The organism is Microbacterium sp. zg.Y909 (assembly GCF_024626565.1).
In genome coordinates this window covers 1-12,999 of the sequence record NZ_JANJFJ010000007.1, presented here as the reverse complement: position 1 = coordinate 12,999, position 12,999 = coordinate 1, and the positions used below count along the sequence as shown (strand labels likewise).

The 12,999-nt window shown below is 71.2% G+C and carries 12 protein-coding genes; 6 read left to right on the top strand and 6 right to left on the bottom strand.

Translation table 11 applies throughout. The annotated features are described in order from the left end of the window. Positions 1 to 124 precede the first annotated feature (124 nt). Entirely contained in the window at positions 125 to 1,651 is a 1,527-nt protein-coding gene (locus tag NQ160_RS01175) for an ABC transporter ATP-binding protein (RefSeq protein ID WP_257513401.1), read from the top strand. Next, positions 1,648 to 2,424 (top strand): energy-coupling factor transporter transmembrane component T family protein, encoded by a 777-nt coding sequence (locus NQ160_RS01170; protein ID WP_257513400.1) that lies wholly within the window; start codon positions 1,648 to 1,650, stop codon positions 2,422 to 2,424. The genes NQ160_RS01175 and NQ160_RS01170 overlap by 4 nt, the downstream gene beginning before the upstream one ends. Positions 2,425 to 2,465: 41 nt before the next feature. Here NQ160_RS01170 and NQ160_RS01165 read toward each other — a convergent pair whose 3' ends face one another. Then, a complete protein-coding gene (locus NQ160_RS01165; protein ID WP_257513399.1) occupies positions 2,466 to 3,191 on the bottom strand; it encodes an aminoglycoside 3'-phosphotransferase in 726 nt (241 codons plus the stop codon). Between the two features lie 186 nt (positions 3,192 to 3,377). On the opposite strand from NQ160_RS01165, the gene NQ160_RS01160 reads away from it, so the two are divergent. The 3 genes from NQ160_RS01160 to NQ160_RS01150 are packed head-to-tail and all read left to right on the top strand — an operon-like array spanning position 3,378 to position 5,781. Next, positions 3,378 to 4,139, top strand: coding sequence for an SDR family NAD(P)-dependent oxidoreductase (locus tag NQ160_RS01160; RefSeq protein ID WP_257513398.1), 762 nt, complete (start codon positions 3,378 to 3,380; stop codon positions 4,137 to 4,139). An 8-nt stretch (positions 4,140 to 4,147) separates the two neighbouring features. After that, on the top strand, positions 4,148 to 4,957 hold the full coding sequence (locus tag NQ160_RS01155) for an enoyl-CoA hydratase/isomerase family protein (protein ID WP_257513397.1): 810 nt from the start codon (positions 4,148 to 4,150) through the stop codon (positions 4,955 to 4,957). Further along, a complete protein-coding gene (locus tag NQ160_RS01150) occupies positions 4,954 to 5,781 on the top strand; it encodes an SDR family oxidoreductase (protein ID WP_257513396.1) in 828 nt (275 codons plus the stop codon). Before NQ160_RS01155 ends, NQ160_RS01150 begins: the two co-directional genes overlap by 4 nt. 20 nt (positions 5,782 to 5,801) lie before the next feature. Here NQ160_RS01150 and NQ160_RS01145 read toward each other — a convergent pair whose 3' ends face one another. From NQ160_RS01145 to NQ160_RS01125, 5 genes are all read right to left on the bottom strand, one after another. Next, a complete protein-coding gene (locus tag NQ160_RS01145) occupies positions 5,802 to 6,647 on the bottom strand; it encodes an HAD family hydrolase (protein ID WP_257513395.1) in 846 nt (281 codons plus the stop codon). Between the two features lie 71 nt (positions 6,648 to 6,718). After that, positions 6,719 to 8,158, bottom strand: coding sequence for a glycoside hydrolase family 1 protein (locus NQ160_RS01140; RefSeq protein ID WP_374113617.1), 1,440 nt, complete (start codon positions 8,156 to 8,158; stop codon positions 6,719 to 6,721). A 57-nt stretch (positions 8,159 to 8,215) separates the two neighbouring features. After that, complete coding sequence (locus tag NQ160_RS01135; RefSeq protein WP_257513393.1) at positions 8,216 to 10,063, bottom strand: beta-glucoside-specific PTS transporter subunit IIABC; 1,848 nt, start codon at positions 10,061 to 10,063, stop codon at positions 8,216 to 8,218. 186 nt (positions 10,064 to 10,249) lie between these two features. After that, positions 10,250 to 11,152 (bottom strand): PRD domain-containing protein, encoded by a 903-nt coding sequence (locus NQ160_RS01130; RefSeq protein WP_257513392.1) that lies wholly within the window; start codon positions 11,150 to 11,152, stop codon positions 10,250 to 10,252. Beyond that, the gene (locus NQ160_RS01125) at positions 11,149 to 11,766 is read right to left on the bottom strand and encodes a TetR/AcrR family transcriptional regulator (RefSeq protein ID WP_257513391.1); all 618 of its coding nucleotides are present in this window, start codon (positions 11,764 to 11,766) and stop codon (positions 11,149 to 11,151) included. The genes NQ160_RS01130 and NQ160_RS01125 overlap by 4 nt, the downstream gene beginning before the upstream one ends. 120 nt (positions 11,767 to 11,886) lie before the next feature. On the opposite strand from NQ160_RS01125, the gene NQ160_RS01120 reads away from it, so the two are divergent. Then, positions 11,887 to 12,939 carry a hypothetical protein gene (locus NQ160_RS01120; protein ID WP_257513390.1) on the top strand — a complete coding sequence of 351 codons (1,053 nt, stop codon included), beginning with the start codon at positions 11,887 to 11,889 and terminating at the stop codon, positions 12,937 to 12,939. The last annotated feature ends 60 nt before the right edge of the window (positions 12,940 to 12,999 follow it).

The following is a 12,999-nucleotide window of genomic DNA, read 5'->3' as shown; positions in this document are numbered from 1 at the left end:
TCGACGACGCTCTCGGGCGCGGTCATCGCGGGTCTCGGCGCCTGGCTCATCGCGCGAGGGCTGGCCGCCACCGGTGCGCTGGGCAGGTTCGCGGCAGGCCGCGAGGTCTCCCGGCGCGTCTGACGTGGCGGCATCCGCTGCCTCCCCACCCGCCGCCGTCGAGGCCCGCGGGTGGGGCTGGCGCTATGCCACGCGTGAGGCCTGGGCGGTGCGCGACGTGTCGCTGCGCATCGAGCCGGGCCAGCGCGTGCTGCTTCTCGGAGCCTCGGGATCGGGCAAGTCGACCCTGCTGCAGGGGATCGCCGGCGTGCTGGGCGGTGCCGACGAGGGCGAGCAGGAGGGTGCGCTGTTCGTCGGCGGCGCGCCGGCGACGGCGACACGCGGCACCACAGGGCTCGTGCTGCAGGATCCCGACAGCCAGACGATCCTCGCGCGTGTGGGCGACGACGTCGCGTTCGGCTGCGAGAACCTCGGCGTGCCACGGCAGGAGATCTGGCAGCGGGTGGACGAGGCGCTGCACGCGGTCGGCCTCGAGGTGCCGCTGGACCGGTCGACCTCGGCGCTGTCGGGCGGGCAGAAGCAGCGCCTCGCGCTCGCCGGTGTCATCGCGATGCGTCCGGGGGTCCTGCTGCTGGACGAGCCGACCGCGAACCTCGACCCGGCAGGCGTCGCCGAGGTGCGCGACGCCGTGGGCCGGGTCCTGGATGCCACCGGCGCCACACTGATCGTCATCGAGCACCGGGTGGACGTGTGGCTGCCGCTGGTGGACCGCGTCGTCGTGCTTGCGCCGGGGGGCGGTGTGCTCGCAGATGGGTCCCCGCGCGCCGTGCTGGGTTCGGGGGAGCACATCCCCCGCGAAGCCGACCTGCCGCGGCAGCTCGGCGCGGCAGGGGTGTGGGTGCCCGGCATCGCCCCGCGGGTGCCGCCGCCGCCCGCCGGGGCCCCCGGCGAGGCGCTGCTGACCGCGCGCGGACTCGTGGTGGCGCGCACCCCGGGGGTTCCGGTCGCCGGCCCGCTGCACCTCGAGGTGCGGGCGGGGGAGGTGCTGGGCGTCGTCGGGCCGAACGGCGCCGGCAAGTCCACCCTCGGACTCACCCTCGCGGGCTTGGTGCGGTCCGAGGCGGGGCGGGTCGTGGCATCCGACGCGCTCGCCGCGGGGGCTGCGGCGCGCCGACGTCGGGCCGATGCCGGAACCGACCCGGCCGGCTGGTCGTCGCGCAGCCTGCTGACCCGCATCGGCACGGTCTTTCAGGATCCCGAGCATCAGCTGCTGGCGCGCACCGTGCGCGAGGAGCTGGCCGTCGGGCCGCGTGCGCTCGGCCTGCCCGAGAGCGAGGTGACGGCGCGGGTGGACGACCTGCTCGAGCGGCTGCGGCTCGCGCGTCTGGCCGAGGCCAATCCCTACACGCTCTCCGGCGGCGAGAAGCGCCGGCTCACGGTCGCCGCGACCCTCGCGACGCGCCCCCGCGTGATGGTGCTGGACGAACCGACCTTCGGTCAGGATGCCACCACGTGGGCCGAGCTCGTGGCGATCATCGCGGGGCTCCGCGACGGCATCGACGAGCGAGGTCCGCTCGCGATCGTCGCGATCACCCACGACGAGGCCGTGCTCGCAGCCCTGCATGCCCGCCGCTTCGAGGTGGGCCGGTGAGTCCCCGGGTCGGCAGCGGTCCGGTCGCCGCGCGCAACGCGGTCGCCAAGCTCGGCGCCGCGCTGCTCATCGCCCTGCCGCTCGTCGTGACGATCGATCCGGTGTCGGCGCTTGTCGCCCTGCTGCTGGAGATCCCGTTGCTGCTGGCGGCGGGCCTCAGCGCCCGGCAGTTCTGGCTGCGGACGCTGCCGCTGTGGGTCGCCGCTCCCACCTCCGCCGTCACCATCGCGCTCTACGGGGCGACGAGCGGCCATGTCTACGTCGAGTGGCTCTTCGTCCGGGTGAGCGAGGGGTCGCTGCTGCTGGCGGCGGCGACCTTCTTGCGCGTGCTCGCGATCGGCCTGCCCGCGGTGGTGCTGTTCGTCACGGTGGACCCCACCGACCTCGCCGACGGGCTGGCGCAGATCGTGCGGCTGCCGGCCCGTTTCGTGCTCGGGGCGCTCGCCGGCATGCGGATGCTGGGGCTGCTCGTGGATGACTGGCGGGCGCTGTCGCTCGCGCGGCGGGCGCGCGGCGTCGCCGACACCGGGCGACTGCGGCGGGCGGTGGGCACGGCGTTCGCGCTGTTCGTGTTGGCGATCCGGCGGGGGTCGTCGCTCGCGACCGCCATGGAGGCGCGGGCGTTCGGGGCGCCCACCGCGCGCACCTGGGCGCGGGAGTCGCGGCTCACCGCCGGCGACGGCATCCTGCTGCTCTCCGGGGCGGTGATCTCAGCGACGGCGCTGGCCGTGTCGATCGCGGTGGGTGCGTTCACCCCGATCCTCGGCCGCTGACGGCCCGTCGCCCAGGGGCGGGCAGACAGCCAGGGGACGGGTCACGTCGCGTTCCACAGCTCCTGGTAGAAGGCCATGCGCTCCGGGTCGGGAGCGATCCCGTACGCCGCGAGGAGAGGCCGCTCCCACCCTGGCCCGTAGTTCCACCCCGTGCTCATCACCGCGACCGCGATGTCGGCCCAGCGGTCGGCGACGCCCAGTGAGTCGAGGTCGACATGCCCCGACCACTGCCCTGCATCGTCGAGCAGGGTGTTGGGGGCGCACGCGTCGCCGTGACAGACCACGAGCAGATCGACCGGCGGGGGCTGGTGCAGCGCGGCGGGCACCCGGATGCCGCGCGCCGCCGCGTTCGCCACGCGCGCGGGCACGCTCCAGTCGTACGGGCACCCCGCCACCGGCAGGGCATCGTGCAGCGCGCGCAAGCCCTCGCCGAGGGCCCGAACTGCGACGGCCGGCTCCGCGACCCACCGGGGGTCGACGGCCGACCGGCCGGGGAGCGCCGCCGTGACGAGCCACTCGTCGTCGCCCTCCGTCCCGTGGTCCAGGACGCGCGGCACAGGTGTGTGGGCCGCGGCCCACCCCAGCCGGTCCGCCTCGCCCGCCATCGTCGTCTCGGCGTTGCGTGGGCCGTACTTGATGTACCTGCCGTCGTCGGTGCGGAAGGTCACTCCGCCCAGCTTGTTGCGCCAGACCGGGATGAGCGCAGCCCCCGCGGCCAGGGCCTGCACCCGCGGGGGCACCTCGAGTGGGGAAAGTGGAATCGACACCGCCTCATCCTGCCGTGCGCCGGCGGTCACGGCCCGCAGGGCGGCCCGCGTCACAGACACGCTTGACCTGGATCATGTGGCAGTCTGCCCGCCCGCCTCCGGTGCCGGTAGCCTGGACCAGCGACGGTCCGCATGGGACGCAGTCGCACAGTTTGCGAGACGCAGAATCAGTTCGAAGGAGAACGCATGGACATCGCCGGCGCATCCGCCCTCGTCACCGGAGGAGCCAGCGGGCTGGGACTGGCCACCGCGCGCCGCCTCGCCGATGCCGGCGCGCATGTCGTGATCATCGACCTGCCCTCGTCCGCCGGCGCCGAGCGCGCCGCGGAGTTCGGCGGCACGTTCGCCCCCGCCGACGTCACCGACCCGAGCGAGGTTGCGGCCGCGGTCGCGACCGCCGCCAGCATCGGACCCCTGCGGGTGGTGGTCAACTGCGCCGGCATCGCCCCGCCCGCGAAGGTGCTGGACCGCGACGGCGCCCCGACCCCCCTCGGGGACTTCGAGCGCATCGTCCGGGTCAACCTCATCGGCACCTACAACGTCGTCGCTCAGGCATCCGCCGCCATCGCCCGCACCGAGCCGACCGCAGGCGGCGACCGCGGCGTCATCGTCAACACCGCCAGCGTCGCCGCCTTCGACGGCCAGATCGGCCAGCCCGCGTACGCCGCCAGCAAGGGCGGCGTGCACGCCATGACGCTTCCGATCGCACGGGAGCTCGCGCGCTACGGCATCCGCGTCGTCACGATCGCCCCCGGCATCATGGAGACGCCCATGCTCGCGAGCCTGCCGCAGGCCGCGCAGGACTCCCTCGGCCAGCAGGTGCCCTACCCCGCCCGCCTCGGCCGCCCCGACGAGTACGCCGCCCTCGTGGCGCACATCGTCGACAACGGCTACCTCAACGGAGAGACCATCCGCCTCGACGGTGCCATCCGCATGGCACCGAAATAAGGAGAACCATGAGCGACGCCATCCTGTTCAGCGTCCACGACGGGCTCGCCCGCATCACCCTCAATCGCCCCGAGAGCCTCAACGCCTTCGATGCCACGCTCGCTCGCGAGTGGGAGCGCGTCACGGTCGAGGCGACCTCGCGCGACGATGTCGGGGCGATCCTGCTGGATGCCGCGGGGCGGGCGTTCTGCGCCGGCGGCGATGTGCGCGCGATGGCCCAGACCATGGGGTCGGGCCAGGACATCCGCGACCTCGCCGAGGTGATCAACACCGGCATCCGCGCTCTGACGGAGTCCGCGATCCCCGTCGTCGCCGCCGCGCACGGCACCACCGCCGGCGGGGGCCTCGGCATCCTCCTCACGAGCGACTATGCGATCGTCGGCGCGGACTCCCGCATCGGCAGCCTCTACGCGAACATCGGTCTGACGCCTGATCTGTCGGTGTCGGCCCAGCTCGCGCAGGCGGTGGGACAGCGCCGGGCGCTGCAGCTCGTGCTGCAGGACCGCCTGCTGACGGCAGAGGAGGCCCGGGAGTGGGGTCTGGTGGCCGAGGTGGTCGCCGGCGACGACGCCGCATCGATCGCCGCGGCGGTTCGGGCGCGCGCCGAGGAGGTCGCCCGGTTCTGGCTCGCCGGTGCCCACGGCGCGTACGGGCACGCCAAGCGCCTCATCCGCTCCCGCACCGAGCGCACCTTCGCCGAGCAGCTCGACGAAGAGGCGCGATCGATCGGCGCGGCCTTCGACACCCCCGAGGCGAAGGCCCGCGTGGCCGCGTTCGCCTCGGCATCCCGCAAGTCCGCTTCGAAGGAGAACGCATGAGCCTCGCCGGCAAGACCATCCTGATGTCCGGAGGCAGCCGCGGGATCGGGCTCGCCATCGCCCTGCGCGCGGCGCGGGACGGTGCGAACATCGCGCTGCTGGCGAAGACCGACACCCCGCACCCCAAGCTCGAGGGCACCGTGCACACGGCCGCCGAGCAGATCCGGGCGGCGGGCGGGCAGGCGCTGCCGCTCGTGGGCGATGTGCGCAACGACGACGACATCATGGCGGCGGTGCTGAAGACGCAGGGCGAGTTCGGCGGCATCGACATCGTCGTGAACAACGCCAGCGTCATCGACCTGTCGGGCTCGCTGGATCTTCCGGCGAAGAAGTACGACCTGATGCAGGACGTCAACGTTCGCGGCACGTTCATGCTGAGCCGCGCGGCGGTGCCGATGCTCAAGGATGCCGAGAACCCCCACATCCTCTCGCTGTCGCCGCCGCTGAACCTCTCGCCGCGGTGGCTCGGCGCGCACACCGGCTACACCCTCGCGAAGTACGGCATGACGATGGCCACCCTCGGGATGGCGGCCGAGTTCGCCGACGACGGCATCGCGGCCAACACCCTGTGGCCGGCGACGACGATCGCCACCGCCGCGGTGCAGTTCGCCTTGGGCGGCGACCGCATGATGAAGGTCAGCCGCACGCCGGAGATCTACGCGGATGCCGCCTACGAGGTGCTGATCCGTCCGGCCTCTGAGCGCAGCGGCCAGACGCTGATCGTCGAGGACGTGCTCGCGGAAGCGGGGGTCACCGACTTCTCCGGCTACGCCGCCGTGCCGGGCACCCCCGACAGCGAGCTGTTCCCCGACATCTTCCTGTGACGGTCGCGGCCTCGCGCGGGTCAGCCCGCGACGAGGCCGTGGCGCACGAACGCGCGGTGGACGCCGTCGTGGTGGATGCTCGCGGTGACCTCGTCGGCGCGGGCCTTCAGCGCCTCCTCGGCGTTGCCCATCGCGATGCCGACGCCGCAGACCTCGAACATCTCCACGTCGTTCCAGCTGTCGCCGATGCCGATCGACTCCGCCGCGTCGATGCCGAGCCGCTCGAGCACGCGCTGGATCGCGGAGCCCTTCGTCGTCCCGCTCATGCCGATCTCGCCGTTGGTTCCGCCGGGCAGCGGCATGCTGCCCGGGATGACGTGGAAGCGGTCGCCGAGATCCTGCTGCGCACGCGCGACGGTGCCCGGGTCATCGCCGAGGAAGACCGCCTTGGCGACGTGGTCGAGGTTGATGTCGGCGAGGTCGTGGAAGCGCGGGATGCCCTGTGGCGCCGTCTGCGGCTCGTCCGCGTCGTAGTGGATGCTCAGCGCCTGCTCCATGAACGCCGCGGTGGCCGCCTGTGCTTCCGGGCTCGCGTAGACCGCGGCATCCGTCTGCAGGAAGTAGAGGATGCCGTGCTGCTCGAAGTAATCGACGAGGCGCTCGACGGCATCCCGGGGCATGGGGTCGGCCACGATGGTCTCGTCGCCGGCGGTGGCGTAGGCGCCGCCGTTCGTGACGGCGCCGTCGAAGCCGATCTCGAGCACCCGGGCGTCGATGTCTCCGGAGGAGCGGCCGGTGCACAGGTACACCAGACACCCGGCGGCGCGGGCCGAGCGCACCGCCTCGATCGTCGAGGCGGCGATGTCCCTGCCGTGGTCGAGGATGGTGCCGTCGACGTCGAGGAAGGCGATGCGGGGGATGGTCACAGATTCTCTCCAAAACAGGTCGTGTCCAGGATGCCGCACGGGCACCCTGGACACGATTCGGCGCGGAACGGTCAGCGGCGCAACGAGGCTCCGTTGGTGCGGATGACCTCGGCATACCAGTCGAACGACTTCTTCGGGAAGCGCTCGAGCGTGCCGGTGCCGTCATCGTTGCGATCGACGTAGATGAACCCGTAGCGCTTGCTCATCTGAGCCGTGGATGCGCTCACGAGGTCGATGCAGCCCCACGACGTGTAGCCCATGACGTCGACGCCGTCGGCGAGTGCCTCGCCCACCTGCACCAGGTGGTCGTTGAGGTAGGCGATGCGGTAGTCGTCGATGACAGTCTTGACCCCGTCGACCTCGACGAGCTCGTCCTTGGCGCCCAGGCCGTTCTCGACGATGAACAGCGGCTTCTGCCACCGGTCCCAGAACTGGTTCAGCGCGATCCGCAGCCCCACCGGGTCGATCTGCCAGCCCCACTCGGATGCTTTGAGCGTCGGGTTGTGCACGCCGCCGAAGATGTTGCCCTCGCCGATCACGCGGCGCGACTCGTCCGCCGTCTCGCAGATGCTCACGTAGTAGCTGAACGACACGAAGTCGACGGTGTTCTCCTTCAGGAGGGCCCGGTCCTCGTCGGTGATCGACAGCTCCACGCCCTTCTCCCGGAGCGAGCGCAGGTAGTAGCCGGGGTACTCGCCGCGCACGTGGATGTCGCCGAAGGCGAGGTTGGTGCGGTCGGTGGTGAGCGCCGCGAGCACGTCGGCGGGGTCCGGGGTCAGCGGGTAGGTCGGCATTGCGAGGATCATGCAGCCGATCTGCGCGTCCGGAGCGAGTTCGCGCGCCACGCGGGTGGCCAGGGCGCTGGCGACCAGCTCGTGGTGCACCGCCTGGTAGAGGTCGCTCGGGGAGAGCTGATCCTTGGGGGTGTTGATGCCGCCGGACATGAAGGGAGCGTGGATGACCGAGTTGATCTCGTTGAAGGTGAGCCAGTACTTCACCCGGGCGCCGTAGCGGGTGAACAGCACCCGCACGTAGCGCTCGTAGAAGCCGATCAGGTCGCGGTTCACCCAGCCGTCGTAGGTCTCCGCGAGGTGCAGCGGGGTCTCGTAGTGCGAGATGGTGATGAGGGGCTCGATGCCGTGCTTTTCGAGTTCGTCCAGCACGCGGTCGTAGAACGCGAGGCCCTCTTCGTTGGGCTCGGTCTCGTCGCCCTTCGGGAAGATGCGGCTCCACGCGATCGAGAAGCGGTACGTCTTGAACCCCATCTTCGCGAACAGCGCGATGTCTTCCGCGTAGCGGTGGTAGAAGTCGATCGCGACCTGCTTGAGGTTGTCGTCGGTCGGACCCTCGGTGCGCAGCGTCGTGATGCCGTGCGGCATGACGTCCTGAATGGACAGGCCCTTGCCACCCTCGTTGTACGCACCTTCCACCTGGTTGGCCGCGGTCGCGCCGCCCCAGAGGAAGGTGTCGGGGAAAGTCGTCTCGGTGGTCATGTTCTCTTCCTGGTTCATGGTTTCCCCGGCGGGGCGCCATGGCGCCCCGCCGGGGAAGAGTGGATGCTGCGCGGGTTACTTGGCAGCCAGCGCCGGCTGCTCCGCGATCGCGAAGAACAGCGGGTCGCCGTGGGCGATCGGGCCGGTCGCGGGCCTGCCGACCGTCGGGTACAGATCGGCGTTGGTCAGCACGACCGGGGTCGTGAGGTCGTAACCGGCGGCGGCGATCGCGTCGAGGTCGAACTCCACGAGCAGGTCGCCCGCCTTGACCTCCTGGCCGCTGGTCACCTTGAGTGAGAAGTGCTGCCCGCCGAGCTTGACGGTGTCGATGCCGATGTGGATCAGCAGCTCCGCGCCGTCATCGTGGCGCAAGCCCACTGCGTGACCGGTCGGGAAGGCCGCGACCACGACCGCGTCGAACGGTGCGTACACGGCGCCCGAGCGAGGAATGACCGCAACGCCCTGACCGAGACCGCCCTCGGCGAACGCGGCGTCGGGCACCTGGGACAGCGGCACGGCGGTGCCATCGAGGGGGCTCAGAACGGTGACATCCGTGCTCTCGGCCGCGATGACGGCATCTTCTTCGGGGTCCTTGAAACCGACGATCACGGTCAGCAGGAACGGCACGATGATCGCCACTCCCAGGCCGATTGCGAGCAGCACCATGCTGCCGTTGCCGAACAGCGCGGGCAGGGCCAGGCCCGACGGGACCACGAAGCTCGTGGAGAAGACGCCACCGGCGGACATCAGCGCGCCGCCGAGGACACCGCCGACGATGCCGAAGGCGAACGGGCGCTTGAGGGGCAGGTTGATGCCGTAGATCGCGGGCTCGGTGATGCCGGCGAGGAAGCCGGAGAGTGTCGCGGGGGCGGCAAGGGACTTCAGGCGCTTGTTGCGCGTGCGCACCCAGACACCGGCGACGGCCGCGGCCTGTGCGAGAACGGCGGCGAAGACGGGCGCGGTCAGCAGGATCTGTCCGGTCGTCTGGTACTCGAGGCTGAACAGCGGCACGAGGCCCCAGTGCAGGCCGAAGATAACGAACACCTGCCACAGGCCGCCCATGAGGGCGCCACCGAGCCACGGCACGGTCGCGAAGACCCAGCCGATGCTGGTGCCGATCCAGCCACTGAGGATGGCGGAGATGGGTCCGATGACGACGAACACGAGCGGCACCGCGATGAGCACGATGATCATCGGAGTGACGAACCGGCGCACGGCGCTGGGGAGTTTGGCGTAGAGGAACTTCTCGGCGTGGCTCTGCAGCCACACGACGATGATGATCGGGATGACGCTGGAGACGTAGTTGACCATCGTGAAGGGGATGCCGAAGAACGTCAGGTCCGCCGCACCCACCAGCGGCGTGATCGTGGGGTACAGCAGTGCTGCCGCGATCGCGAACGAGGTGAACTCGGATGCCTTGAAGTAGCGGGCCGCCGTGAACGCCAGCGCGAGAGGCAGGAAGTTGATGAACGCGTCCGACAGCGCGTTGAGCACTGTGTAGGTCGACGTCGTGGTGTCGATCCAGCCGAACGTGACCGCGGCGGCCAGGAACGCCTTGAGCAGGCCGGTGCCGGCGAGGGCCCACAGCAGCGGCGTGAAGATGGCGGCGATCATGGAGATGAAGCGGTTGAACAGGTTCCCCTTCGGGGCATCCTGCGCGGGTGTCCCGCCGCCGCCGAGCTTCGTGATCTTGCCGAGCTCGGCGAACACCTCGGGCACGTCGTTGCCGATGACGACCTGGTACTGACCGCCGGCCTGAGCCGTCGTGATGACGCCCGGCGTGGCCTTGATCGCGGCGGTGTCGGCCTTGGCCTCGTCCTTCAGGACGAAGCGCAGCCGGGTGGCGCAGTGCACCACCGATTGCACGTTCTGTTCCCCGCCGACGCCCTTGAGGACGCCCGCAGCGGTCTTTGAGTAGTCCATCGGACCGGCTCTCCTTCTGCCGCAGCTCTGCGGCATCCATCGCATGAGGAGGTCGACGGGGTGTTTCCGGGCAACAAAAAAACCTGAACTCGTTCACCGCCGATTCCGGCGATGTGAGCTCAGGTTTTGCCCGCTGACGCGGTAACAATCCGAAGACGTCCACAGGGCGTCACCGCCCTGCGTCGCTTACGGTAGCACGGGTGTCTGGGCGGGTCCAGGCGAGACCTGCTGGGCGAGACGCTCGACGTGCACGATCACGTAGAGCAGTTCCTCGTCGGTCAGCTCCGACCCGGTCGCCTCGCGGACGTACCCCTTCACCCGCTCCGCGATCGCGTACGACCGGGGGTAGCTGTGCTTGGCGAACTCGAAGAACGACGTGTCGCTGCCCCGCAGCATCGACCGGGACACCAGCCGCTGCAGCAGGAACTGCACGTGCAGGATGAACCGCGCGTAGTCGGGGCTCTCGACGTTCAGATCGACGCCGAGTCCCGCCTCCACCGTCGCCACGACGTGCTGCACGCGGCGGAACAGCAGCGCTGCGGTGCCGTTGGGCTCATCGCGGGTCGCGTTGAGCAGGTGCATCGTGAGGAACACCGCCTCCTCATCGGGAAGGCGGGTGTCGAGCGCGGCGCTGATCGACGAGGCCATCCGGGTGGCAGCGGCGGATTCCTGCGGGTGGAGGACCCGGAGTTCCGGCATGGACGCGGCCGGGATCCGCACGCCCTGGGCCAGGCGCTCGAGGACGTACTGGATGTGGTCGATGACGGCCACCGTGAGACGACGACCCAGGTGGTGACCGAGCATGCGCTCGGCCTCGTCGACGGCGCGCGTGACCGCCTCGATGACGGCGTAGGGGACGTCGGTGAGGATCTGGCGCTCGTGGTCGCCTTCCGACCCGGCGTCGAGCACGAATGTCTTCTCCACCTTGGCGGCATCCACCGTGTCGTGCGGCTTCAACTGGAAGCCGAGCCCGCGGCCCATGAGTACCCGCTCGGTGCCGCGCGCGTCGACGGTGATGACGACGTTGTTGTTGAGCACTTTGTGCGCCACGATCGCCTTCGCGACCGCCGGGGTCGGGTCGGTGCTCATGGGCTGAGTGTAGAACGGTCCGCTGGCGTCGTGCCTGCAGCGGTCGTCGCCGCGCCCGGCGCGGCGCGCAGCCCGGCTTCGAGGATCGCGGTCAGGCGGGGGACGAGGTGGGGGGTGGATGCCGCGATCGCGGCCGGCTGCGGACGGGTGATCATCCCGACGGCGAGCACGAGTTCGAGGGGGGCGAGGTCGGCGCGCACGAGGCCGGCGGTGCGGGCGGCGGTGAGCACGTCGGCGACGCGGCCGAGGGTGTCGTCCTGTGCCGCGCGGACGCCGGCGGAGATCTCGGCGTCCGCGGGATGGGCGAGCGCCTCGGTGAGCGCCCCGAGGTCGAGCCCCACCAGGGCGTGGAGGAAGCGGTGCCAGGCGTCGTCGGGGGTGCGCGGAAGCGCCTCGAGTGCGCGGCCGGCGGCATGGCGCATCTCGGCCAGGATCGACAGCGCCACGGCCTCGGTCAGCTCCGCGCGCGAGGCGAAGTTGCGGTAGAGCGTCGCGATGCCGACGCCGCCCGCCTCGGCGATCGCCTCGAGCGGCACCGACGCGCCCTGCGCGGCGAACAGCCGACGGGCTTCGCGCACGATGGTCTCGCGTCTCTTCAGGGCGTCGGAGCGCATGGCGGCCTTCCGGTGTCGATCATGGGGCGTCGCACGTCGCCTCTCAGCGTATGTGGAGGAGGGATCTCCGTATACTGGAGGAAATCCCTCCGCTTCGCCTTCGGGCAGACAGGACTCCGCATGACCTCCCCCACCGCCGACGCCGTCGCCCCGGCATCCGCAGCGCGCCGCACCCCCTCGCCGCTCGTGAAGATGCTGGGCCTCACTGCGGGGCTCGGTGTGATCCTCGTCGTGCTGCTGATGCTGTTCGTGATGCCGTCGCTCAAGAGCGGCGCCCACGACCTGCCCCTCGGCATCGTCGGCTCCCCCTCCGACGTCTCACAGGTCGAGGCCGGGCTCGCCGGGTCGGCACCGGATGCCTACGACACGCGCACCTTCGCCTCTGAGGACGACCTGCGCACCGCGATCGCCGACCGGGAGATCGTCGGCGGGATCGTCCTCGACGGCACCGGCGTGCAGGCGCTCGTCGCCAGCGCGGGCTCGTCCGCCATCTCGGGAACCGTGACGGCGACGGCGCAGGCACTGGCGCAGGCCGACGGCTCTCTCGCCGTTGTGACCGACGTCGTGCCGCTTCCCAAAGCCGATCCCAGCGGCATCGGCATTGGCGGACTGGCTTTCCCGCTCGTGTTCGGCGGCATCGTGCCCGCCGTCGCATTCCGCAAGGTGTTCGCCCGGAGCCTCGGCTGGGCGGTCACCGGCATCGCCGCGTTCTCGGTCGTCGGCGGCCTCATCGTGGCCGGCGTGCTCGCCTTCTCGTTCGGCAGCATCGCGGTGGCGAGCTTCTGGCCGGTGGCCGCGGCGATGGCCCTCGGTATCGGTGCCCTGGCGCTCGCCCTCGCGGGGCTGCAGGAGGCCTTCGGCGGCAAGGGCTTCACGATCGGCGCGATGATCATGATGTTCGTCGGCAACCCGCTCGCGGGGATCTCGACCACGGCCGCCTGGCTGCCCGGCGGACTGGGGCTCGTCGGTCAGCTGCTGCCTCCGGGCGCCACCGGCACGCTCGTGCGCTCCGCCGCCTACTTCGGAGGCACCGGCGGTCTCACCGCGGCGCTCACCCTGGCTGCGTGGGTGGCCGGCGGCATCCTGCTGCTCGCGGTCGGCGCCCGCCGCCGTGCCGGGCGGGAAGCGGTCGCCGAGGCCGCCGAGCCGATGCCCGTCGCCGTCCCCGCTTGAGAATCGACGTCGCCGCCGGGGTGCCCGCCCCGGCGGCGACGGCGGGGCGTGGCGGCGCCA